The following is a 24,038-nucleotide window of genomic DNA, read 5'->3' on the forward strand; positions in this document are numbered from 1 at the left end:
TCAGGCGGTCCCCCCTTCGCCGGCCGCGTCCTCGGCGCGGGCCGCGTTCCACGTCCGTTCCAGCTCGCGGATGCGGGCCGAGTCCTTCTCGATGGCGTCCCAGTCGTCGGCGCCCTGGATGACCCAGCCCAGGCTGGTGGTCACGTCGTTGGTGAGCGGCATGTCCCGGCCCTCGGGCGGGATCGACATGGAGTACGTGGTGGGCAGGTCGGCGATCGCCCGGAGGATCTCCATGTTGTGCACCGGTCCCGCAAGGTCCGAGCAGAGCCAGAGCGTGCGGACCTCCTTGACGAGTTCGAACGACGGCACGAACTCCCCGTCGAGGACGTGCCGTACGGTCCGCTCGATCTGGTTGTCGCCGGTGGCCAGCGACCCGGAGATCATCATGCAGCTCCCCGAGTAGCGGGCGGCCAGCTCCACCAGACGGGGACCGTCCGGCGTCATGATCGCTTCGGCGTGCGTGGAGCCGTTGCGGATGCCGACGGCGTCGGCGGCGCGCATCACGTACGGGGCGAGGACCGCCACGTCGGGATGGCCGGGGGCCAGGAAGTCGGCGACGTCGTAGATGCCGATGCGGGGGCCCCGGTCGTGCTTGGCGTAGACGCAGGTGTCGACCAGGCCGTGCCGCCCGTCCACCGAGTACAGGTCGACGATGTACTCGGGTCCCTCCAGGAACTCCTGCACGATGACGGTGTCGTTGCGCAGCTCGAACCCGTTGACCTGGCCGAGGATGTGGTCGAAGTAGCCGCGCCACGCGCCGCCGGCCGGCACGAAGTGCACGTTGTCGGTTCCGGCGCTGTGCGGCGGCTTCAGGATGATCGGCCGGTCGGCGAGACCGGACGCCTCGATCCAGGCGGCCGCCTCGGCCGGGTCGGCCGTCGACAGGGTGCGCGGACCGGCCACTCCGGCACGTTCGAGGGCGCGCGCCATCTCCCCTTTGTCACGCTGGCATTTGGCGCTGCCGGGAACGTTCTGGAACTGCGGCATCAGGCGTTCCACGAGCCGCGCGGCAAATTCGACACCGCTCTCGTTGCCGGTGACGATCCCCACCGGATCATAGGATTCCACGAGCTTTGCCATTGCCTCGAAGTCGCCGTCGTAATAATGCACGGCTTCGAAGTCGTCGGGGTACCAGATGTTCTTCTTGACGAATTTCGCCAGTGGCTTCGGGGTGCTCATGACGGTGACCGGCAGCACGCCGCGGGCCCGGAAGGCGCTGGCGAAGCCCCGGTCGTCGCCGTCCCTGATGTGGTAGCCGTCTACGACGATCACGTACCGCCGCCCAGTGGACTTCATGACCTCAACTCTGCTGGCCGGGACACCTCCGGCGACAGTGGCGGAACTGACACGCAACCACGATTTCCTGCCAGTGGCACCCCCGCGGCCGGCGCCCGGCGGGGCCGGTGCCGGGGCGCGGACCGGGGTGTTGATCCGCTGACTTCCGATATGTGCCGGTGGTTGTGATTGAGCCGTTTCTGTCATAGGGCAAGGGACCTATGGCGGGACCCAGGCCGACTGGCTACTGTGGCCCACGCCTGGTCGAAATTCCGAGTGAAGGTGACGTCGATTCGCCGGGTCGGCCGAGACGTCCGGGTACGCGTCACCGTTCGTCATGTCATTTTCCCGGCCGGAATTCCGAGTCAAGTCGATGAAGGCGGGGGCGGACTGTGGAATCGTTCGAGCGGGGCGGCGGTATGCCGGAGCATGAACGATTAATCGCCTGGCAGGCCCCACCACTGAAATTCGGTGTCGGTGCCACCGGGGATCTCGGACACGAACTGCGCAGGGCGGGCGTCACCTCGGTGCTGCTGGTGACCGATCCCGTCCTCGCCGGGCTCGGCCTGCCGGCCCGTGTCGCCAAGCGGATCGAGCAGGAGGGGATCTCGGTCACGCTCTTCGACCGGGCCCGGGTCGAACCCACCGACACGAGCGTCGCCGAGGCGGCCCGTGAACTGGAAGCCCTCGACGTGGACGGCTACGTCGGTCTCGGCGGCGGCAGTTCGATCGACACCGCCAAGATGCTGAACCTGCTGCTCAGCCACCCCGGCCGCACGGTACGCGACTACCTGAACGCCCCGATCGGCGCCGGAGCCCCGGTCCCCGGTCCGCTCAAGCCCCTGGTGGCCGTGCCCACCACAGCCGGCAGCGGCAGCGAGTGCACCGCCATGGTCGCCCTCGGGGTGACGGACCTGAACGTGAAGACGGGCATCAGCGACCTGCGGCTGATGCCGTCGCTGGCGCTGGTCGACCCGGCCAACACCCTGACGCTGCCCCCGGCCGTCACCGCCTCCTCGGGCTACGACGTCCTGACCCACGCCTGCGAGTCGTACACGGCCCGCGCCTACGACCGGCGCCCTCCTTACCCGACGCCGGCGGACCGGCCGCTGTACATCGGCGCCAACCCCATCAGCGACGTGTGGGCGGAACAGGCCCTGGAGCTGGTCGGCCGCTGCCTCCGGCGTGCCGTCCTCAACCCCGACGACCTGGAGGCCCGTACGGGGATGAGCCGGGCCGCGACGTTCGCCGGGATGGGATTCGGCAACGCGGGAACGCACGTCCCGCACGCCTGCGCCTACCCCGTGGCGGGCCTGGTGCGCGACTACCGGCCCGACGGGTACGAGGTCGACCACGCGATGGTGCCGCACGGGGCGGCCGTCGTCTCCACCGCGGCCGCGGCCTTCGAGTTCACCTACCCGACCGCTCCCGAACGCCATCTGCGCGCGGCCGAGTTGCTCGGCGCGAACCTCGACGGGGTGACGGTGGCGAACGGTTCGGACGTGCTTCCGGCCACGCTCCTGAGCATCGTCGCCGACACCGGAGGACCCACCGGGCTGCGGGACTTCGGCTACTCCGCCAAGGACCTCCCCGCCCTCGTCGAGGGCGCCCTCAAACAACGGCGGCTGCTGGTGTGCTGCCCGCGTGACGTCGCCGCACGCGATCTGGAGCGGGTCCTCGCCGGTTCGATGACCCACTGATCCACCGAAGAAGTGCGCCCCCCACGCCAAGGAGCTGGATGCACCCGTGAGTGATGCATCGATACCGGAACACCCGGCCGTCATCGCGGGGAAGCAGGTTCGAACGGACCGGTGGATCGACGTCCTCGACCCCTCGGACGCCCGCACCGTCGCACGCGTGGCCCGCTGCGGCCCGGCGGAGATCGGGGCGGCCGTGGAAGCGGCCCGGCACACCCACGAGACGCTCTGGCGGTTCGCGACGCCGGTCGAGCGCTCCCGGATCTGCCACCGCATCGCCGAGGTCCTGCGCTCCCGGCGCGGGGAACTCGCCGCGCTGGAGACGCTCGACACCGGGAAGCCGCTGCGCCAGTCGCTCGCCGACGCCGATGTCGCCGCCCGCTACTTCGACTTCTACGCCAACGCCGTGGACGGCCTCGGCGGCGAGACCATCCAGCACCGTCCGGACCGGCCGGCCTTCACCCTGCGCGAACCGTACGGCGTGTGCGGGCACATCATTCCCTGGAACTACCCGCTGCAGATCGCCGCCAGGACCCTGGCACCCGCCCTCGCGGCCGGGAACTGCTGCGTCCTCAAGCCCGCCGAGGACGCGCCGCTGACCTCGCTGATGCTCGCGGAGATCGCCGAGGAGGCGGGACTTCCGGCGGGCGCCCTGAACGTCGTACCGGGCCACGGAACGGAGGCCGGCGCCGCACTCGCCGCGCACCCCGGCCTGGACCGGCTGGCCTTCACCGGCTCGCGGGAGGTCGGCGAGGCCGTGATGACGGCGGCGGCGCGCACCATCGTGCCGGTCACCCTGGAGCTCGGCGGGAAGTCCCCGCACCTCGTGCTCCCCGACTTCGACGCCGCCCGCGCGGTGCCGCAGATCGTGGAGTCGATCACCGAGCACGCCGGGCAGAACTGCTCGGCCGGCAGCCGGCTGCTCGTCCACCGGTCCGTCCACCGCGAGCTGGTGGACGCCCTCGTCGAACGGTTCCGTGCCCTGACCATCGGGCCCGGAGCGGCCGATCCCGACATGGGACCGCTGATCTCCGCGAGACAGCGCGAGCGGGTGCTCGGCCACCTGGCCGAGGGCCGGCGCGACGCCGTCCTGCGCACGGGCGGCGGTGTCCCCCCGGGGAAGGCGTACGCCGACGGCTTCTTCGTGGAGCCCGCCATCCTCGATCACGTCACCCCGGAACACCGGGTGTTCAACGAGGAGATATTCGGTCCCGTCCTGTGCGTATCGGTCTTCGACTCGCTGGAGGAGGCGGTCGCACTCGCGGAACACACCACGTACGGACTGGCCGCCGGAGTGTGGACGTCCGACGTGACCTGTGCCCACTGGCTCGCCGGACGGCTCCGGGTGGGGCAGGTGTTCGTGAACAACTACAGCGCGGCCGGGGGAGTGGAGCTGCCGTTCGGCGGCTACCGGCGCTCGGGAATCGGAGTGGAGAAGGGGCTGGAGGCGCTGCGTGAATACACGCGGTGCAAAACGGTGGCGATCCACGCGCAGCTTCCTTCCTGACCCGGTTCCCCGGTTTCCTTCGCACGATTCCGGCCCTACGGAGAAGAGCGGTTCGGTCAATTCACCTCGGTGGAGGGAGTTCATCTGATGTCGCCTGTTGTGCGCGGGTCGGTCGAGGAACCGGTGACTCGCCAGTGCTGCGCGGTCTGCGGGGCACCGGCGCAGCCCGTGACGGCCTTGGCCGAAGGCGTCGCCAAGGTGCACAAGGCCCTGGGCGAGGCACAGGACGCCCTTGAGGCCCAGGAACAGCTGATCGAGGACCTGCGGGCCGACGGCCGCCGCGGTGCCGTCCCCGCCCCGCCGCCCTCCGCGGAGGGCACCGGGGCGCGGCAGGCGCTCGCCGTGCTGACGGCCCGCGAACGTCAGATTCTCGTCCTCATCTCCCAGGGGAATTCGAATCGGCGTGTGGCGAAGGCGCTCGGCATATCCGAGAAGACGGTGAAGAACCATCTGTCCGCGGTCTTCATGAAGGTCGGCGCGTCCGATCGCACGCAAGCCGTCGTCATGGGTATCCGCAGCGGGATCGTGTCCATCGGCCAGCCCGTCGACGATGTGTCCCACCCATGAGCGCCGGCCGGTGAATCCCGACGCGCTTCCGGGTCCATGCCGTGAGTATGAGGGCTGATCCGGCCATGCGACAGCGGAGGGACTGTCAGAACACCATGTATTACTGCCACATTGGAAAACATGCTGAAGAACGTAGCCGCGGTCCTGCTCGACAACGTCCATCCCTTCGAGCTGGGTGTCGTGTGTGAGGTATTCGGAATCGACCGCAGCGAAGAGGGGCTGCCCGCCTACGACTTCGCGCTCGTCGCCGCGGAATCCCCCTCGGTCCGGGCGGTGCCGGGATTCACCATCAGCACGCCCTACGGCCTCGACCGGCTGGAGGAGGCCGACCTCATCGCCATACCGGTGGGGGACGACTACCACACCCGGGAATTTCCGCCCGCCCTGCTGGAGGCCCTGCGCCAGGCGGTGGCCCGAGGGGCCCGGGTGGTCAGCGTCTGCGTCGGCGCCTTCGTCCTGGGCGCGGCGGGACTGCTCGACGGCCGGCGCTGCACCACGCACTGGCGGTACGCCGAGGCACTCGCCGAACGCTGCCCCAAGGCCCGGGTCGAACCGGGCGTGCTCTACGTCGACGAGGACCCGATCCTCACCTCGGCAGGCACCTCCGCGGGGATCGACGCCTGCCTCCACCTCGTGCGCAAGCTCCAGGGCAGCGACGTCGCCAACGCCATCGCCCGGCGCATGGTCGTGCCCCCGCACCGCGAGGGCGGCCAGGCCCAGTACATCGAACGCCCGGTGGCGCACTACGGGGAGGACGGTGTGCGCGAGGTGCTGACCTGGGCCGAGCGGAACCTGGACCAGGAGATCAGCGTCGAGCTGCTCTCCGCGCGGGCCTGCATGTCACCGCGCACGTTCGCCCGCCGCTTCCGTGCGGAGACCGGGACCACGCCCTACCGCTGGCTGCTGGCCCAGCGGGTGCTGAGCGCCCAGCGGCTGCTGGAGAACACCGACGAGACGATGGAGGCCGTGGCCGCCCGTACGGGCTTCGCCAACGCGGCCGCCCTGCGCTACCAGTTCGTGCACTTCCTCGGCACCACCCCCCACGCGTACCGGCGGGCCTTCCGGGGCCGGTCGCCGGACACGACCACGTACTGAGCCCCGCCCGGGGCGACAGGAGGACGGGAATGCTGCGCATCGCGGTAGTCGGCGCCACCGGAGCGGTGGGCCGGGAGTGCCTGGCCCTGCTCGACGGCGGGATCGTGCCCGTGGAACAGGTCGTTCCCGTCGGATCGGCGCGCAGCGTCGGCCGGGACCTGGGCCGTGAACTGGGCCTGTCCCTGCCCCTGGCCGATCTGGTCACCCTCGACGAACTCGACCCCCGGGGCCTGGACGTCGCCGTCTTCTCCGCGGGCGCGGAGATCAGCGGCCGGGAGGCCGAGCGGCTGGCCTCGGCCGGAGTGCTGGTCGTCGACAACAGCTCGGCGTTCCGGATGCGGCCGGACGTGCCGCTCGCCGTGCCCCAGGTCAACCCCGGCGTGCTCGACGAGCGTCCGGCGTCCGGCCTCGTGGCCAACCCCAACTGCTCCACCATCCAGCTCGTACGCGCCCTGCACCCGGTGCACGAACTGGCCGGTCTGGAGAGCGTCGTGGTGGCCACCTACCAGGCGGCCTCCGGCGGTGGGGTGCGGGGCCTGCGGGAACTGACGGAGGAGTCCAGGGCCGTCCTGGACGACCCCGGCGCGCAGGGCGTTCCCGGCGGGCGCTTCGGACAGCCGCTGGCCTTCAACCTCGTGCCCGAGATCGGGCTCCAGGACGCGGACGGCTTCACGCACGAGGAACGCAAACTCGTCCGCGAACCCCGCAAGATCCTCGGCCTGCCGGACCTGCGGGTGAGCGCGACCGCGGTACGGGTGCCGGTCTTCGACTGCCACTCCGAGGCCGTCCACGTAGCCCTGCGTGAGCCCGTCACCGCCGCGGCGGTCGAGGAGGCCCTGGCCGCGGCACCCGGCCTGCGCGTCCACCACCGCTCCCACACCCCCGCGTACCCCATGCCCCGTACCGTCTTCGCCCGGCGCGAGGACCGGGCGCTGGTCCACGTCGGCCGCGTCCGCGTCGGGCCGGAGGACGAACGGGCCCTCGCGCTCTGGGTGGTCGCCGACAACCTGTGGGTGGGCGCCGCCCTGAACGCGCTGCAGATCGTGGAACTCGCCGCGAAGAACGGGTGGCTGGGATGACGGCCCGGCACGCCCCCGACAGCCGCCCGCTGGTGCTGAAGTTCGGCGGCTCCGCCTTCGCCGACCTCGACGGCTACCACCGGGTCGCCCGCTACGCGGTGCGCCGCAGGGCCGAGGCGAGACGCCCGCTGGTCGTCGTGGTGAGCGCGATGTCCGGTACGACGGACAGACTCCAGCGGACCCTGGACGCCCTGGCCGCCGACCCGCCCGCCCGGGCCGCGGCGATGCTCCTGACCGCCGGCGAGACGGTGAGCGTCGCCCTGCTCGCCGCCGCGCTCGACGCCGCGGGCGCGCCCGGCTGCCCGCTGCCGGCGGCGGCCACCGGACTCCTCGCCGAGGGTCCCGGTGACCGGGCGGAACTGGTCTCGGCCAGTCCCGAGACGCTGTCCGGGGCCCTGGCCGACTGCCCCATCGCCGTGGTCCCCGGCGGGCAGGCCGTCGACGCGGCCGGGCGGACCGTCATGCTGGGGCGCAACAGCTCGGACCTCTCGGCGGTGGCGACGGCCGCGACGCTGGGCGCGGACACGTGCGAGCTCTTCTCCGACGTGCCGGGCGTGTGCACCGCCGACCCCTACCTCGTCCCTGAGGCGCGCACCCTGACCCGGATCAGCTACGAGGGAGTGCGCCGGATGTCCCGTCACGGCGCCAGGGTCGTCCACGAGGGAGCCGTGGACTGGGCGGAGCGCGCGGGAGTGCGGCTGCTGTGCCGCCCCTTTCCCTGGAGCGGGGCACCGGAGGGCGGGACGGCCGTCGGGACGGGGCCGGCGGCGGCCGCGGTCGTCGTGCACAAGGACAGCGACGTGTGGTCCTTCCGGTCCGGACGCGAACGCCGCTCGGTGGGCGGGCGGCTGCGCGCCGAGGGTCTGACGGTCACCGAGTTCGACACCGCGGACGCGGCGTGCCTGGCGGTGCCGGCCGGCGCCCGGGGCACGGCCCGGTACGTACGGACCGCGCGCCTGCTCGACGGCCTGTGCCTGGTCACCACCCTCGGCGCGGACGGCCGTGCCGAACACGTCGTGGTGCCGCGCCCGGAGGCCGCGGCCGAGGCCCGCAGGCGCCACCTCCTGCTCTACCCGGACACCCCGGACACCTCGGACACCCCTGGGCCGGCGGGGCCCGCGCCGGTCAAGATCCGTTCCGCCCACAGCGACGTCCTCGTCGGCCCGGCGCCCGCCCCGGCCCAGGTCCCCGTCCCGGCGCCTCCATCGACGGGGCGATCCGACGGTCCCGGCCCGTCCCGCTGACCCCGCTCATGCCTGAGCTGCGAGAACACGCCGCTCAAGTCCGGTACGACGGGCGCTTCCCGGTGCTGACGAATGGTCAAGACTTGTTTATCCGGGCCCCTGTTGAGGGGTCCCGGCGGCGGGTCGCCGTACCCACCGAGGGAAGGAACATGTACACTCGTACGAAGACTGGACCTAGTGGATTCCGCCGACCAAACCCTGGCGATGAGTCAGGACCCCGGCGATTTCCTCTTGACCCATCGATATCCACTTCGTGGTGATGGTCAAGGTCCGTAGTGGTTCAGGAGCTGGTCGGGGGGCTGGTGTAGTGGCAGCGGCTGTATGCGATATCGCCGAATCGTTCGACCGTGACCAGGTCGTGCGCGATCACAAGAACTGGCTGACCATCACCATGGAACGGAACTCGCCGAGGCTCTGGTGATGCAAGACGCCGTCGCCGACAGCCAAGTCCATTGACGAGGTCCTGTCCTAGGCCATTCGGGGGAAACTAGTGCCGCACACCTTGCTGAGCAAGTCTTGCTGAGCGTCCATGGGCCTAGAAGGCCGGTGGGCGACTTTTCCGAGTCGGTGGTCCCCACAGTCGATGAATTGGACCACTGTATCATTCATGCCCTGCGCATTGACGGTCGGGCGCCGTTCAGCCGGATCGCCGAGGTTCTGGGTGTCTCCACGCAAACAGTCGCCCGTCGCTACGGACGGCTGAGCAGCGAGCTGGCGCTTCGCGTCGTCGGGGTGGTGAACCCGCGGCAGCCGTCGGGCGGGAAGTGGATTCTGAGGCTCACGGCCACCCCGAACACCGCCCAGAGTGTCGCGTACAGCCTGGCTCGCCGGGACGACACCACCTGGGTGCGGCTCGTGTCCGGGGGAACCGAAATATGCTTCGTCATGAACTCCGCGGCGCACCATACGCTGTTGTTCCGCGAGATCCCTCGCGTGGCCAACATCGCCGAGGTGTCGGCGCACCGCCTGCTGCACACCTACTTAGGCGGTCCCACCGCATGGCAGGGACACACCACCGCTCTCACCAAGGACCAGCAGGAACAACTGCGCCGGGCACGCGACTCGTCGGATGACGCCGAGGAGCCCAAGCTCCGCGCATCCCTGACCCCGGCGGACGGGCAGTTGCTGGCCGCGCTGCAGAACAACGGCCGTATCAGCTACACGGACCTCGCCGCCGAGACGGGCCAGTCCTCCTCGACCATCACACGCCGGCTCGCCGCTCTGCAGGCCAGCGGCATGCTCACCTTCGACGTCGAGATCAGTGCGGAGGTGTACGGCATCACCACGCAGGCCCTGCTGTGGATGTCCGTCGCCCCCGCGCATCTGAACCAGGTGGCGAGCACCATGATCCAGCACAAGGAACTGGCCTTCCTGGCCTCCACCACCGGCCCGACCAACCTGGTGGCCCTCGTCCTGTGCAAGAGTCCCAGTGAACTGCACGACTACCTGGCCGACAGGCTCAGCGCGCTGGACTCCATCCGCGTGCTCGAGACGAGTCCCGTCCAGCGGACCCTGAAAACCTGCAGTCCGTTCCTGCACAGCAGCCCCAGGCGCAGCGATTCGGCCTGAGCTGGTTCGCAGCCTCCTTTCATCGGGCGCGGCGCTCGCCGCGTCCCCGAGCCGGGCCCCCTGGCCGAACTCCCGCCGAGTTCGGCCAGGGGGCCCGAGTCGTCAGTGGCCGTAGACGAGGTCGGCGATGCGCTCGGCGAGCATGATCGTGGTGAGGTTGGTGACGCTGGAGGGCACGTACGGGATGACCGAGGCGTCCACGACCCGCAGGGCCGCGAGTCCGTGCACGGCTCCGCGGGAGTCCACGACGGCCTGAGGCGAGTCGGCGGCACCCATCGGGGCGGTGGAGGTGGGGTGACCGTAGATGGCGAGGCCGGATTCGATCACCCGCGTCAGTTCCTCGGCCTCGTCGGGCAGTTCACGCGGCATCAGAAGCCCGCCGAGCGACGGCGCGAGTGCCGGGTCACGGGCCAGATCCCGTGCGATCCGCACGCCTTCGAGCATGCGCCGGCGGTCGCGCTCGGTGCCGAGGTAGTTGTGGTCGATCAAGGGCTGGACCAGAGGATCGCGGCCGGCGAGGCGCACCGTGCCGCGCGCCTCGGGGAGCACGAGAGCCGTGGACAGGGCGATGACGCCGCCGGCGGGCATGAACGGAGCCCCGCCGGGATGCACGGCGACCACGTTCAGGTCGAGTTCACCGTCCGCGGCCTCGCTGGAGGCGGTCCACAGCAGCGCGCCGAGGGCCGGAGCCATCTCCCCCCGCCCCGGGGCCAGCGCGTAGACCGCGGGGCAGAAGGGGTGGTCCTGCAGGTGCTGTCCGACGGGCAGGTCGGCGAGCGGCTCGATGCCGTGGGACGCCAGTTCGCCGGCGGGGCCGATGCCGGAGCGCAGCAGGATCGCCGCGCTCGCGTAGGTCCCGGCGGAGAGGATCACCTCACCGGCGTCGTACACGGTCCCGTCGGCCGTGACCACTCCCGTGGCGCTGCCGCCGCGGAACACGACACGGTCGACGGTGACGCCACCGCACACGGTGAGATTCGGGCGGGCGCGCACCTCGGCGGTGAGATAGACCAGTGCGGTGTTCTGCCGGATCCCGTCGAGGACGTTGACCGCGAAGGGTCCGACGCCGTCCTGCTCGGCACCGTTGAAGTCGGCGATCCGCTTGTAGCCGTGGGCGACCGCGGCGTCGATGAAGCCACGGTGCGCCGAGGTCAGCTCGGAGTCGGTCAGTTGGCGCACGGGCATCGGCCCGCTCCGCCCGTGGAACTCGTCCTCGCCCGTGGGAGTGTTCTCCAGGGCACGGAAGTAGGGCAGGACGTCGGTGAAGCTCCAGTCGTCGAGCCCGTTCTCGGCCCAGCGGGCGAAGTCGAGGGCGCGTGCGCGCAGGGCGGCGCCGGCGTTGACCGCGGAACTCCCGCCCATCACCTTGCCGCGCAGGGCGGCGATCTCGGGGCTCAGCCGCCCGCCCCGTGAGGTGTATCCCCAGTCGTGATCGAGATCCGCTATGCGGTTGGCGTCGAGCAGCGCGTCGGGGAACCGGGCGGGGCCGTAGTCCGGCCCTGCCTCGAGCAGTACGACGCGCCGGGCGGGGTTCTCGCTCAGGCGCGCGGCCAGCACCGCGCCGGCCGACCCGCCGCCGACGATCAGGACGTCGGCCGGTTCGACGGAGTGGGACAAGGTAGGACCCTTTCGGTCTCGTTGCGGTGGGAGGACGTGAGCGTCGCCGGAACCGCGATCAGTTCCGGATGACGCCCTTGTTCCGCATGAGGAAGTCGGCCAGATAGCCGTCGTGCGGTACGGAGGGGTCCATCCAGTGGGTGGGCCGGCTTCCCAGGTACACGTTGCTGATGGTCGGCTCGTCGAGCAGGCGGTCGATGAGCGGTGCGTCGTGGGTCATCGCGTTGAGCACGAGCGTGTTCTTCAGCGGCTCGGTACCGGCCTCGGGCGTCCAGGGCGCGATCCATACGCAAGGGAACGGCAGTTCCACACCTGCCTGCGGAGCGGCCGGATCGTCGAGCTGGAAGACGGCCGGCATCAGCGCGGCGCTCCCGTCCCCGAGTTCGCCCACGACGCCGTCGCCGCCGAGCCAGGGCCGGGTGCCGGCCGCCTTCTTCAGCAGGTACGTCTCGATCGCCCTGGCGACCGCGACCGGCTGTACGGGGAGTACGGCCTTGTCGTCCTCGGGCGGCAGGGGCACCGCTGTGGACAGCCGCGCGGCGACGGCCTCGGCGAGCGGAGCCGGGTCGCCCTCCACGAAGACGGCTGTCGTGTTCACGCATCCGGTGCCGCCGTGGCCGCTCACGGACGAGACGATCACGTCCAGGTGGTCGCGCCAGTCCACGTCCGCCGTGATGAGGATCTTCGACCGGCCCGGCCCCTGCGGCAGCACCGTCGCGGCCCCGCCGTACTTGCGGGTCACCTCCTCGCCGCCGTACACCATCCCCAGGTCGGCGCCGCGCAGAACGGCGTCGGCACCGGCGTGGTCGGTGGGCAGGAGCGCCACCTGGTCGTCGGCGAATCCCGCGCTCCGCAGGGCCGTCACCAGCCGGTGCGGGGTGAAGGGATCGCGGCTCGACGGGCGGACGGCGACGCGGTAGCCCAGCGCCAGTGCCTCCGGCCAGATGCTGTGGGTGCCGGGATGGTTGCCCGCGGCGTGCACGGCGAACACGTCTCCGCGCCGTGTCCACACCGAACGCCCGGTCCGGGTCAGCGGATCGCGCCAGTCGGCGACCGCCCCGCCAGGGCGCGCGTACTGGACGCTCGCATGAGCCCTCGCCACCCGCTCGGCGACCGACGTGGTCGCCGCGACGACGGAGGAGACCGGGACGCCGCCGACCCTGCTGACGGCGTGCTGATACTCCTCGGCGGTCAGGCCGTCGATCGTCGCGGTCGCGAAGAGCTCGGCCGCACGGATCAACGCGCCGGCCCGTTCGTCGGCCGGCAGGCCGCCGCCCCGGCGCAGCGCCGCCATGGTGCGGTTGACGTACAACGGCGGTACGAGGCTCAGTTCCGCGACGGCCGCGCCGGCCACGTCGGTGACCGTCTGTATGTTCCTGGAGCGGTAGGCGCCCGTAGCGCCGAGCGCGGGCAGGTCGATCATCAGTAGACCCCCTCGATGACGTTCTCGTCCTCGAACACCGCGACCGTGCCGATGTCGGCGACCGAGTCCCCGACCGCGCCGTTCACCTGGGGAATCCGGGTGGCGAGGTCGCGTTCGAGGTTGCTGGGCAGCAGGAACGACTTGCTGACGTGGTTGACCAGCACCCGGCCGCGCTCTCCGTAGGGCACCGGGTCGAGGCTCTTCTGATCGACGACCGTGAAGGTCACGTAGGGGGAGAAGGAGTCGAAGACACACGGGTCGTCGACGGAGATCCCGGCCCGCTCGCCCGCGACCCCGATGATCATCGTGCTTCCGTACTCGCCGCACAGCGCGACCTCGGGGAACACCTCGGTCTTGAAGAGGTGGCGGGTGTCGGCGTCCATCGTGGTGCCTCCCCACCTGATGCACTTCACCCGCTCGTTCACCAGGGCTACCAGCTTCTCGTCCCTGGCCAGCCGTTCCAGCAGCGGCGGCGTGATGGTGAGCAGGCCGATCTCCTGCGTCCGCAGGACGTCGGCGGCCTGGTCGACGAGGTGCTGGGCGTAGGCGTCGACCTGCCCGAACTGACCCTCGGCGACGAGTCGCTTCACCCAGCGCGGATCGAGGTCGATCGTGAAGCCGTGGCGGCCGTGCGTCACGGCGTGCTGCCGGAACAGGGTGCCCACGACGTGCGGTCCGGTCGGGATGACTCCCAGCCAGTTCCCTCCGCGCGGCACACCGTGGCGGTCGAGGTTCGCGTTGCTCCAGCCCACCATGCGGTCGAGCCAGTCCCGCATCAGAACGACCCGCTTCGGGGCGCCGGTGGTGCCGCCGCTCTCGAAGAACCCGACCACGTCGGGCCGGTCTCCGTAGCCCCGGGGAACCAGGTCCTCACCACGGACGTCACGCAGCTCCGCGGCCACGTTCGGGAAGAGCCGGAGGTCCTCGTGCGTCTTGACGTCGGCTCGCGGATCGAAGCCGAGACCGGCGGCCCGGTCCAGCCAGAACTTGCAGCCGGTCTCGGGATTGAAGTGCCACTCCATGGCGGCGCGGATGAACTCGTCGGGATCGGGCTGGACGTCGAACGGAAGATCCAGGATCTGTTCTGCGGTACGAGGCATGTCTCTCTTCCTCAAGGAATGGGTCGGGTGTGTCCGGGCACGACGACGGTGCCGCCGAAGCGGTGCGAGGCGGTGAGCGCCAGGAGGGTGTGCCGAAGCAGCGGGGGGCTAGGGCTGCAGCCGGCTCGTACGCCACTCGAGCGCGTCGCGGTCGTAGCGCAGCCTGCGGTGCAGCCGGTCCGAGCTCGCGGACCAGAATTCGACGGCGTCGGGCCGCAGCCGGTAGCCGACGAAGAACTCCGGCCGGGGCTGGGGCGATTCGGTCCGTTCCAGGCCGCGTGCCCGGGCGCGCAGAGCCTCGACTTCGTCCAGGTCCTCCAGCGGCTCGCTCTGCCGGGTGACCGTCGACATGGCGTGCAGCGGGATCGGCCGGGCGGACCACAGGGCGTCCGACTCGGCCTCGGGCAGGGGAGCGATGGGACCGGAGAGGATGATCTGCTGACCGGTCTCCCTCCAGTACAGCAAGCCCGACGCCCACCCCGTGGCGGCGATCTCACGTCCCTTCTGGCTGCAGCTGTGGCTGCTGAACACCAGACCCTGGTCGGTGACATCGGTGATGGCGACGATCCGGTTGGAAGCGCGGCCGCGGGAGTCCGCGGTGGCAAGCGCCAGCGCGCTGGGCTCGCGGACTCCGCTCTCCCGTGCCTGGGAGAGCCAGCTGCGCACCAGCCTGAGAGGCTCCGACGGCGGCTTGTCGTACTCGGGGAAGGGGAGGTCGACCTTCCCGCTGAGGGACTCGAATCCACTGGCGTCCATCAAAGGCCCCTCGCTAGACATTGATTGTTCCCTCGGCGACCAGGACGGCGTGCCCGCCGACGTGGACCGAGTGGACCGACTCGCCGACCCCCTCGGCGGTCGCCCTCATGACCGACGGGCGTCCCATTTCCACACCCTGGGTGATCTTGATCTCCTGGCCGTACTCGGCGAACCCGTGTCTGGCCAGGTGGATCGCGAGAGGCCCGGCGGCGGAACCGGTCGCCGCGTCCTCGACCACGCCGTAGGCGGGGGAGAACATCCGCGTCCGCCAGCCTCCCTCCGCCGCGGCGAAGCAGTTGGCGGCCATGTCGGGGAAGCGCGAGAGGGCGCGATGATCCGGGTGGAGAGCGGAAAGCGCCTCGACGTCGCTCAATCCCACGAACACGTGCCGGGGCCCATTGCGGTAGATCTCGACCGGGGCCGTCGACGACTCGACCCCGAGCGCGGCCAGGAGGTCCGTGGCGAGATCGTAGGGCTTCGAACTGGGAACGGGCTGCTCCATCCGGACCCACGCGGCGCCGTCGCGGCTGCCCAGCTCGCACGGGATGACGCCCATCGCGGTCTCCAGCCGCAGCCGGTCGCGGCCCCAGGTCCGGCCGAGCGCGAAGGCCGTGCCGAGCATCGGGTGCCCGGCGAACGGAAGTTCGTTCACCGGGGTGAAGATCCTGATCCGTGCGTCGCCGCCCTGCTCGGCCGGCAGCACGAAGGTGACCTCGGAGAGGTTCATCTCCTTCGCGATGCGTTGCATCGTCGTGCCGGTCAGGTCCCCGCTGTCGAAGAAGACGGCGACCGGGTTGCCCAGCAACGGCTCGCTGGCAAAGGCGTCCACGACCAAATAACGGTGCATTGTTCAGCGCTCCACTGCTTGTGCCGGTACCGAGGGGCCGGCGGAGAAGGCGAGGCCGAGCGAGTCGAGCCCTTCGGCCACCGCCGCGACGTCGAAGCTGGTGCGGTGGTCGGGTGCGTACCCGATCAGCTCGGCCGCCCGGTTGGGGGGCAGCGGCTGATCTGCCGGAACGTCCGCGTCCCACCACATGAGCGCGCCCCAGCGGCCGCGTTCGCGGTCGGCGATCCACAGCTTCAGGCGCAGTCCCCTGACCTCGTGCCACGGCTCGACGGAGCCGTCACGAAGATCCTTCTCCAGGGATTCGACGGTCTGGTGGGACCTGGCCAGGTCCCACCAGACGACATCCACTCTCATCGGCCGAGCACCCCCTGTATCGCCTCGCTGATGATGCGCGGGCCGTCGACGGTGAGCACCGACTCGGCGTGGAACTGAACCGAGGCGAAGCCCGGCCCGCGCAGGGCGTTCACCTCGCCGGTCACCTCGTCCCGGCTCACCTCGACCACGCCGATTCCTTCGACGGCTCGCTTGCTCACCGCGCTGTGCGCGGCGAACGTGTTGTAGAAGCCCACGCGTTCGCGCACGCCGAACAGTTCGATCTCGCGCTGTGCGCCCTGGTTGGGTACCTCGCGGCGGTACAGGTCGAAGCCGAGCCTCGTGCTGAGCACCTGGTGGCTCAGGCACACCGCCAGCATCGGCCGGCCACTCGCCAGCGCGGTGTCGATGGACTGCCGCAGCTTGGCGATCTTGGGGTGGGAGGTCATCCGCGGATCTCCCGGACCGGGACCGAAGACCGTCAGGTCGTAGTCCGCCACGTCGTACGGCTCGTCGAAGCGGCGGACCTCCACGGACAGCCCCAGTGACCGCAACTGCTGGTCGAGCATCGCGGTGAAGGTGTCCTCCGCGTCCACGACCAGCGCCGTCATGCCGTCCAGCAGGGCCCCGGCCGGCGGGCGGTCCTCCTGGTCCCGGAGCCAGAAGCCCGCGATCCCCTCGTTGCGGCGGTCCAGGGCGGCGCGTACCTCCGGGTCGGCCGCGTAGCCGGCCGCACGGCCGGACTTGAGCGCGTTGAGCAGGGTCGCCAGCTTGCTGCGGGTCTCGGCGACCTCGGCCGTCGGGTCGGAGTGGCGTACCAGGGTGGCCCCGACGGAAATGTTCATCCGGCCGCCGGGATCGATGTCGGCCGTCCGGATCAGGATGGCCGAGTCGAGCGACTGCCGTCCGGCCGCGTCCCGTCCGATCAGCGCGGCGACCCCGCTGTAGTAGCCGCGGCCCTTCGGCTCGTAGCGCCGGATGACCCTGGCGGCGCTCTCCAGCGGGCTCCCGGTGACGGTCGGGGCGAACATCGTCTCGTGCAGAACCTCGCGCACATCGCGGTCGGTCCTGCCCTCGATCAGGTATTCGGTGTGCGCCAGCCGCGCCATTTCCTTCAGGTACGGCCCGTGGACGCGACCACCGTCGTCGCACAGCCGGGCCATCATCTTCAGTTCCTCGTCGAGGACCATGTAGAGCTCGTCGGTCTCCTTGGTGTCGGCGAGGAACTCCATGACCCCCTGCAGGGTGGGGCCGCCGGACGGATACCGGTACGTGCCGCTGATCGGGTTCATGACGGCCGTGCCGCCGGCGAGCGAGACGTGGCGCTCCGGTGTCGCACCGACGAGGGTGTTGCGGCCGGTGTGGATGATGAAGGTCCAGTAGGCCTTCTCCTCGCGCTCCAGCAGCCGCCGGAAGAACGACAGGGCGCTGGTCAGGGAGTAGTCGCCGATGTCCGCGACGAAGGAGCGCTTCATCACGAAGTTGGCGCCCTCGCCGGTGCCGATCTCCTCGGTGACGATCTGGCGCACCATCCGCGCGTAGGCGGCGTCGTCCACGTCGAAGTGACCGTCGGTCAACTCCGTGGGGACCTGCGGGAAGCGGGCGAGCGCTTCGGCGACCGGCACCGTGTCGCGACCGGTGAGGTTCATAGCGAGCAGGGGCGTGGCGTCGTCGCGCGCGGCGAAGCCGCGATCGGCCAGTTGGCGATAGGGGACGAGCACCAGCGTGTCGAGCGCCGGACCCGGCCCGGAGTCGTCGGCCAACGGGATGTCGTCCAGCGTCTTGTACTCGGTCACCTGGCCGGTCAGGACGTCCAGCGTGCCGGGGGAGCCGCTTTCGGGACGGTGGATGATGGCGAAGGCGGGCAGGTCCAGCGCGAGCACCTGCTCGAGCAGGGCGCTCATGCGAGCACGTCCTGGGCCTTGACCACCATGGCGCAGGACCGTGCCGCGTAGGCGAGGGTCAGCCTGTGGTGGTCCTCGGAGAAGTCGCCGAGCGCGTCGGCGACCAGGAAGGGCTGGATGTCGTTGGAGAACGCGTCCAGAGCGGTCGACAGCACACCGATATGCGCGTAGACACCGCAGATGATCAACTGGTCACGCCGCAGTGCGCGCATGCGCCGCAGCAGCTCCGAGTTGAAGAACGCGCTGTAGCGCCACTTCGTGCTCACCCAGTCGTCCGCGTCGGGCCGGAGTTCGGGCACGACCGCGCGGTCGGCCTCGTCGGTGCGCATGCCGGGGCCCCAGAAGTCCTTCAGGAGCCCGCGCTGCTCGTCCGTCATGCTGCCGGGCTGGGCGGTGTAGGCCACCGGCACCCCCAGCGCCGCGCAGCGCTTCTTGAGGTCGGCGACGTTGCGCACCAGTTCGCCGCGCATGCCTTCCTCGAAGGGATCGAGGAAGTATCGCTGCATGTCGTGGATGAGGAGCACCGCCCGGTCCGGGTGGACGGTCCAGCGCACGGCGTTCTCCGGCAGCGCGTGGCTCGGCGGCAGACTGTACGGCGCGATCGGTGGTATTCCGGTCATCGAAGGTTCCCTCTCTAGGAATCTCAGTACTCGGACCACGCCGAGACCACCTTGATGGCCTGGGGGGTGTTGAGCCGCGGATCGCAGAAGCTGGTGACGGGGCCCGACCCCAGCTCGGCCGGGTCCAGCACGCACTCGGTCACGTCGTCGGGGGTCGCCTCGAGGTGAAGGCCCCCGGCCGGCACCCCCGCCAGGTCCAGGACCCGCCGGAAGCCGCGGACTTCCCGGGCGACGGTCTCCACGAGCCGGTACTTGGTGCCGTCGGCCGCGCAATCGGTGTTCCCGTGCATCGGGTCGCTGAGCCAGACCACCGGGTGCCCGGCCGACTGCACGGCCTCGACGAGCCGGGGCAGCCGGTCGGCGACGAGATCGGCGCCCATGCGCACGATGAGGGAAAGCCGGCCCGGCTCGCGCTCCGGGTCCAACCGGTCGCACAGCTCGACGATCTCGCCGGCGGTCATCGACGGGCCGACCTTGCAGGCGACCGGGTTGGCCACCTGGGCGAGCAGGGCGACGTGCGGGCCGTCGATCTGCCGGGTCCGCTCGCCGATCCACGGCCAGTGGGTGGAGCCGAGCAGGTGCCGGCCGCCGTCGAGCTCCCGGAGCATCGACATCTCGTAGTCCAGAAGCAGCGCCTCATGGCTGGTCCAGACGACAGGCCCCTCGAACCGGGGTGCCGACCCGACCCAGCCGAGCCGTGTCGTGATCTCCCGTGCCGCCATGTAGCCCGTGAGCATGCGCAGCGGATCGGGACGCCTGCTCTCGTGGGTGGGCTCCGGCCCGTTGATCATGTGCCCGAAGAAGGACGGCAGTTCGTCGTCACCGAGCTTCTCGACCTGGCTGGAGCGGGGCTTGGAGAACTGCCCCGCGATCCGCCCGACCCGCAGCGTCTGCTTGCCGGTGGCGGCCTCCAGGTTCTGGGCGAGCAGATCGATGAGTCCGGTCTTGCCTCGAATGTGCCCGGCGGTGCACTCGGCCGGGTCCTCGGCACAGTCCCCGGCCTGCAGCACCTGCATCTCGCCGGTGGCGACGCGGGCCAGGTGGGAGCGGAGGTTCTCCGCCTGCGCGGCGGTCACCAGCGGTGTGACGGATGACAGCATCGCTCGTACGAGCTCGACCTGTGAGGGACTGTCCCATTCGGGCTGATGGCGCGCCTGGGCCCTATCGATGTCGGCAAGGATGTTTCCCATAACGACCTTCTCCATTGATTGATAAGAAGACGCCTGGCGAACGGCGTTCAGGTCGGTATGTCGGCCCGCTTGACCTGAGGAACGGCGATGCCCAGAGCCCTGAACTGCTGGCACGGGTTCATGAACTCGCGCTGGCGCTTGATCTTCCCGTTCTCGAACAGGAAGGAGTGCAGGAAGTGATTGCTGTAGTGGCCGTCGGGATAGCCGGCGAAGCGAATCGTTCCCTCGCCGTCGCATTCGACCCAGAACTGGTTGGGGTCCTGCGTGTCGAAGATCTCGACGTTCGTCCAGGCCCAGTCGGGGAAGCACTTGAGCGACCATTGGCCGTGGTCACCGAGCCGGTCCCGGCCCGTGATGACGATCGGCTCCCCGGTCTCGGTCGTCCAGAGACCACCGGTGCCGTCTTCGGTGAACAGAAGGTGTCGACGCAGGCGATCCTGTCCGCGGGTATTCATGTACTGCGCCACGATCGCGCGGTTGCTCGCTCGCAGTTCCGCGTCGCCGCGGGACGTCGACAGTGTATCGGTGGTTTCGGCGGTGCCGGTCATTTGCTCTTCCTCTCGTGCCGAAGTAAAGCGGAATCACCGCGCGCACAAGGGCAGACGCAACAGGCATGACGGCTCCGAAAGAGCACAGTCATGCATGGGTCCATGAGATTTCTGTTGAGCCCCCCTCCCGCGCTCGGCGGGTAGGCGAAATCTTGTTCATACCCTGGCTGGTTCGGGAAGCCGATCACCGCTGTCTGAGCGAAAAATTCCAGCCGGTATCACCGTCTGATGAATCTGCTCCATGCCGGGCGTGACTCTGCCCACGGACGCGTAAAACGATCTTGTGGCGGTGGGCCTGCGGGCCGTGTTCGGTGTGACGATTCGTCCGTTGTGGCGGTGTGAGGGGACCGCGGACCCTCGATGACGAGCCGTGGGCGCTGATCGATCCGGTCCGGAAGCGGGAGTGGCCGCGACGGCGGCGGCACGCCGCTGAAGGCGATCGCGACCGACGGCGACGTCCTCTCCATCACGCACGAACGGCCCGAGTCCCTTCTTGGCGACAAGGGTGACGAGACGGCGGTCGGCACCCACGTCCGACGCGAGCCGACCCGGCGTCGGGCTCGTCTCACTCGCGTGCGCCCTCGTCCACTGGCGAAGGATCAGCAAGTCGACACGGTGGGCGGGTTGCGGGTTGCGGGTTGCGGGTTGCGGGCTGCGGGTTGCGGGGCGCCGGCTGCGGGCTCGGCCCGCCTGCCCGGACCGCACTCCTGTCCCCTGTACTCCGGACCGCACTCCTGTCCCCTGTACTAGGGACGCCCCGCGACCAGTACTACCGGCGACCGAAGCCCCCTCCCGGCGCCGGTGCCAGGACACCTTCCGTCGGCCAGGTGGCCGGTGCGCGCCGGAGCCTCGTGTCCGACGTGAATTTCGGCCACGCGAGCCGCGCTCGATGGAACGAACAAGTCAATACGGCGCCACGTGCGGTGGCCAAACCTGGGGGGCACTTATGTTCGCGGTGCGCTCCGCAGATCTCGACCATTTCCCTGCCGAAAGATTCGGGAAACGCCCGGGCATCGGCCGCGATCCCCCGTCTATTGCATGACGTACCCCACACAAAACACTTGCCCAACCAGAAGGAATTCCAGTGAAGCGTATCGGTGAACATGCGGTGGTGCTGGGAGCGAGTATCTCGGGTCTGCTTGCCGCCCGGGTGCTCTCCGAGGCATTCGACCGGGTGACGGTGGTGGAGCGTGACCAGTTGCCGGAGGGGCAGCGGACTCAGCGGCGAGGTGTTCCGCAGGGCCGCCACGCTCATGGCCTGCTCTCCAAGGGCGCGAAGATCTTCGAGGAGCTGTTCCCCGGGATACTCGACGACTTCGTCGACGGTGGCGCGCCCGTCATCGACGGACCCGCCGAGCTGCGGATGAGCTTGGGCGGGCACCTGTTGTGCATGGACGGCGAGTACGCCGATCTGTCCCGCACCTACCAGCCGAGCCGGCCGCATCTGGAGAGTCGCCTCCGTGCCCGGATCGGGGAGCTCGCGAAGATCAAGATCATCGACGAGTGCCAGGTCACCGGCCTCGTGACCACCTCGGACAACGCCGCTGTCACCGGTGTGCGCGTCAGGTACGTGGGCAACGGCTCCGAGGACGTGATCCCCGCCGATCTGGTGGTGGACGCGACCGGTCGTTCCGGACGGACCACCAAGTGGCTGGTCGAGATGGGATACGAGGCGCCGGTCGAGGAGCGTATCGACGTCGACATCATGTACACGAGCCGGTATCTGCGGCCGGCCCCCGGGTCGATGGGCCGTGAGAAGGTCGTGATCATCGGGCACGCACCGGGGAGCCCCAAGGGCGCGGAATTCCTGGAGGAAGAGGACGGCCGCTGGGTCCTGACGCTGATCGGTTACCGCGACCACCACCCGCCGACCGACCCGGCCGGGTGGGTGGAGTTCGCCAGGCCGCTGGTTCCCGAACACGTCTTCGCGGCGATCCGCGACGCCGAGCCGCTCAGCGAGATCTCCGCGCACCGGTTCCCGGCGAGCGTGCGCCGTCGCTACGAGAAGCTCACCCGGTTCCCGCGCAGGCTGCTGGTGGTGGGCGATGCGATATCCAGCTTCAACCCCATCTACGCCCAGGGGATGACGGTGGCCTCGCTCCAGGCGATGGCGCTGCGTGACTCGCTGAGCGGTGACCTGGACCAGGTCGGCCAACGGTTCTTCCGCAAGGCCGCCAAACCCATCGGTGTCGCCTGGAAGATGGCGACCGGCAGTGACCTGGCCCTGCCTCAGATCGAAGGCCCGAGGCCGCTTCCCGTGCGGCTCATCAACTCCTACATGGACAAGGTGCTCGCCGCGGCCGAAACGGACATGGTCGTGGCCGAGAAATTCCTGAAAGTCCAGTACTTGCTCGAACCGCCGACAGCGTTGTGCACCCCGGGTGTCATGTGGCGCGTTCTGATGGGAAATCGCCGGCGACGCTTCCCGGCACACACCAGCTAACGGAGGTAACGAAATGCCCCTCTCCATCGCCGACAAAATCCTTCGGCTCTCCCTGACCACGTTCCCGTTCATCGACGCGTCACAGTTCTTTCCGTCGCTCTCCACGTACAAGGTCGACAGGACCTTCGAGCTCGCCGAGTTCGAGGAGGCCATGACGCACTTCTTCCGGGGGAACCCGCTCTTCTCCAAGTGCCACCTGGTGGAGCTGACCTTCGACACCCCCGAGGATTTCCCCCTCTCGTCCTTCCAGGGACTCCTCGCGGAAAAGTACGAAAGCTACTACGACAGCTTCCTGCTCGCCTCCGTCACCTACCGCTCCGACCCGCACCTGCAGGGCATCTTCACGTGCATACCGTTCCCGCTGCAGGACGGATACAAGGTCTTCCGGTTCCACCAGGCGCTGATGAGCACCCTGAAGACCCGGCAGGACGGCTTCCGGATCGCCGAAGGCCTCGCGGAGCTGGAGATCCGGGCCGATGAGCTGGCAGCCTTCCTGCCGCCCGCCCAGACTTCGCCCTCCGGTGCGACCAAGGAACTCCCCGTCACGTTCAGCGAAGGCTCCGACGCGCCGGTCAAGATCGGCTCCTTCCTGGAAAGGATGAGGACGGACTTCCTCGACCGCGACAGCGCGAACATGTTCGTCCTCAAGAACAGCCTCTACTCGCCGAAGCTGCCCCTCGGCAACACGCTCCGGTTCCTGACGGTGCCGCGAAGCGTGATCGAGCAGAGCTCGGGAATCCAGATCCGTGACTACTATCGCGCCGAGGAGCAGCGCGAGATAGACGCGCTGTCCCGCATCGAGCGGCGAGAGGACTTCATCGAGGCCGGCCAGGCGAGGATCGGGAAGATGATCGCCACGCCCGACGTCTTCGCCGTGAACAACTACGGCAACGTATCGGCGTACGACGGATCGGACGCCCTCGCCGACCAGGGCATGCTCGTGAAGTACGAGTGGCACATGCCGCTCATCGTGCTGGGGCTCACCGTGGGCGAGCGGTCCGGACTCTCGTGGACCATCACCATTCGCGACAAGGCGTTCAACTTCGCGACGGTCCGGAACTCCCCGCAGGGTGAAGCCGTCGCGGCCGGTGCCGGAAGCAATCCGGCGGCGTCCATCGCATGAACCCGGTCGGGGGGGGGGGGGGGGGGGGGGGGGGGGGGCGCGCCGGGGGGGGGGGGGGGGGGGCCCGGGGGCGGGGGGGGGGGGGGGGGGGGGCGGGGGGGGCGGGGGCGCGGCGCGCGCGG

At 69.9% G+C, this 24,038-nt stretch carries 20 protein-coding genes; 9 read left to right on the forward strand and 11 right to left on the reverse strand.

What is annotated here, in order from left to right; all coding sequences use genetic code 11:
• The gene (locus tag ACFYYF_RS35710) at positions 1-1,296 is read right to left on the reverse strand and encodes an ATP-grasp domain-containing protein (RefSeq protein WP_388782310.1); all 1,296 of its coding nucleotides are present in this window, start codon (positions 1,294-1,296) and stop codon (positions 1-3) included.
• A 398-nt stretch (positions 1,297-1,694) separates the two neighbouring features.
• Here ACFYYF_RS35710 and ACFYYF_RS35715 point away from each other — a divergent pair, with 398 nt between their 5' ends.
• The 7 genes from ACFYYF_RS35715 to ACFYYF_RS35745 all read left to right on the forward strand — a co-directional run bounded on the left by ACFYYF_RS35715 (position 1,695) and on the right by ACFYYF_RS35745 (position 10,033).
• Complete coding sequence (locus ACFYYF_RS35715; RefSeq protein ID WP_388782313.1) at positions 1,695-2,975, forward strand: hydroxyacid-oxoacid transhydrogenase; 1,281 nt, start codon at positions 1,695-1,697, stop codon at positions 2,973-2,975.
• 46 nt (positions 2,976-3,021) lie between these two features.
• The gene (locus ACFYYF_RS35720) at positions 3,022-4,479 is read left to right on the forward strand and encodes an aldehyde dehydrogenase family protein (RefSeq protein WP_388782315.1); all 1,458 of its coding nucleotides are present in this window, start codon (positions 3,022-3,024) and stop codon (positions 4,477-4,479) included.
• A gap of 87 nt (positions 4,480-4,566) precedes the next feature.
• Complete coding sequence (locus ACFYYF_RS35725; protein ID WP_365493358.1) at positions 4,567-5,046, forward strand: response regulator transcription factor; 480 nt, start codon at positions 4,567-4,569, stop codon at positions 5,044-5,046.
• 120 nt (positions 5,047-5,166) lie between these two features.
• Positions 5,167-6,141 carry a helix-turn-helix domain-containing protein gene (locus tag ACFYYF_RS35730; RefSeq protein WP_365493355.1) on the forward strand — a complete coding sequence of 325 codons (975 nt, stop codon included), beginning with the start codon at positions 5,167-5,169 and terminating at the stop codon, positions 6,139-6,141.
• 29 nt (positions 6,142-6,170) lie between these two features.
• Complete coding sequence (locus ACFYYF_RS35735; RefSeq protein WP_388782319.1) at positions 6,171-7,220, forward strand: aspartate-semialdehyde dehydrogenase; 1,050 nt, start codon at positions 6,171-6,173, stop codon at positions 7,218-7,220.
• On the forward strand, positions 7,217-8,464 hold the full coding sequence (locus ACFYYF_RS35740; protein WP_388782322.1) for a hypothetical protein: 1,248 nt from the start codon (positions 7,217-7,219) through the stop codon (positions 8,462-8,464). Before ACFYYF_RS35735 ends, ACFYYF_RS35740 begins: the two co-directional genes overlap by 4 nt.
• Positions 8,465-9,052: 588 nt before the next feature.
• Positions 9,053-10,033, forward strand: coding sequence for an Lrp/AsnC family transcriptional regulator (locus ACFYYF_RS35745; RefSeq protein WP_388782325.1), 981 nt, complete (start codon positions 9,053-9,055; stop codon positions 10,031-10,033).
• A 102-nt stretch (positions 10,034-10,135) separates the two neighbouring features.
• On the opposite strand, the gene ACFYYF_RS35750 is transcribed toward ACFYYF_RS35745, so the two are convergent.
• From ACFYYF_RS35750 to ACFYYF_RS35795, 10 genes are all read right to left on the reverse strand, one after another.
• Positions 10,136-11,650, reverse strand: a complete 1,515-nt coding sequence (locus ACFYYF_RS35750; protein WP_388782328.1) for a GMC family oxidoreductase — start codon at positions 11,648-11,650, stop codon at positions 10,136-10,138.
• Between the two features lie 58 nt (positions 11,651-11,708).
• Positions 11,709-13,073 carry an aldehyde dehydrogenase family protein gene (locus ACFYYF_RS35755; RefSeq protein WP_388782331.1) on the reverse strand — a complete coding sequence of 455 codons (1,365 nt, stop codon included), beginning with the start codon at positions 13,071-13,073 and terminating at the stop codon, positions 11,709-11,711.
• A complete protein-coding gene (locus ACFYYF_RS35760; RefSeq protein ID WP_388782333.1) occupies positions 13,073-14,173 on the reverse strand; it encodes a phenazine antibiotic biosynthesis protein in 1,101 nt (366 codons plus the stop codon). Before ACFYYF_RS35760 ends, ACFYYF_RS35755 begins: the two co-directional genes overlap by 1 nt.
• A gap of 108 nt (positions 14,174-14,281) precedes the next feature.
• Positions 14,282-14,929, reverse strand: coding sequence for a phenazine biosynthesis FMN-dependent oxidase PhzG (phzG, locus tag ACFYYF_RS35765; RefSeq protein WP_388782336.1), 648 nt, complete (start codon positions 14,927-14,929; stop codon positions 14,282-14,284).
• Between the two features lie 13 nt (positions 14,930-14,942).
• The gene (locus ACFYYF_RS35770; RefSeq protein WP_388782339.1) at positions 14,943-15,776 is read right to left on the reverse strand and encodes a PhzF family phenazine biosynthesis protein; all 834 of its coding nucleotides are present in this window, start codon (positions 15,774-15,776) and stop codon (positions 14,943-14,945) included.
• Between the two features lie 3 nt (positions 15,777-15,779).
• Entirely contained in the window at positions 15,780-16,130 is a 351-nt protein-coding gene (locus ACFYYF_RS35775; protein ID WP_361691509.1) for a hypothetical protein, read from the reverse strand.
• Positions 16,127-17,992, reverse strand: a complete 1,866-nt coding sequence (locus tag ACFYYF_RS35780) for an anthranilate synthase family protein (RefSeq protein ID WP_388782342.1) — start codon at positions 17,990-17,992, stop codon at positions 16,127-16,129. The genes ACFYYF_RS35775 and ACFYYF_RS35780 overlap by 4 nt, the downstream gene beginning before the upstream one ends.
• A complete protein-coding gene (locus ACFYYF_RS35785) occupies positions 17,989-18,612 on the reverse strand; it encodes an isochorismatase family protein (protein WP_388782345.1) in 624 nt (207 codons plus the stop codon). Before ACFYYF_RS35785 ends, ACFYYF_RS35780 begins: the two co-directional genes overlap by 4 nt.
• Before the next feature lie 23 nt (positions 18,613-18,635).
• The gene (locus ACFYYF_RS35790; protein ID WP_388782349.1) at positions 18,636-19,802 is read right to left on the reverse strand and encodes a 3-deoxy-7-phosphoheptulonate synthase; all 1,167 of its coding nucleotides are present in this window, start codon (positions 19,800-19,802) and stop codon (positions 18,636-18,638) included.
• A 47-nt stretch (positions 19,803-19,849) separates the two neighbouring features.
• Positions 19,850-20,350 carry a PhzA/PhzB family protein gene (locus tag ACFYYF_RS35795; protein WP_388782352.1) on the reverse strand — a complete coding sequence of 167 codons (501 nt, stop codon included), beginning with the start codon at positions 20,348-20,350 and terminating at the stop codon, positions 19,850-19,852.
• Between the two features lie 1,084 nt (positions 20,351-21,434).
• Here ACFYYF_RS35795 and ACFYYF_RS35800 point away from each other — a divergent pair.
• Both ACFYYF_RS35800 and ACFYYF_RS35805 read left to right on the forward strand, forming a co-directional pair.
• Positions 21,435-22,793: an FAD-dependent oxidoreductase gene (locus ACFYYF_RS35800; protein WP_388782356.1), complete on the forward strand. Its 1,359-nt coding sequence runs from the start codon at positions 21,435-21,437 to the stop codon at positions 22,791-22,793.
• A 13-nt stretch (positions 22,794-22,806) separates the two neighbouring features.
• Entirely contained in the window at positions 22,807-23,916 is a 1,110-nt protein-coding gene (locus tag ACFYYF_RS35805; protein ID WP_388782359.1) for a hypothetical protein, read from the forward strand.
• The last annotated feature ends 122 nt before the right edge of the window (positions 23,917-24,038 follow it).

Origin of the sequence: Streptomyces sp. NPDC001914 (assembly GCF_042891215.1) — a bacterium.
GTDB lineage: Bacteria > Actinomycetota > Actinomycetes > Streptomycetales > Streptomycetaceae > Streptomyces.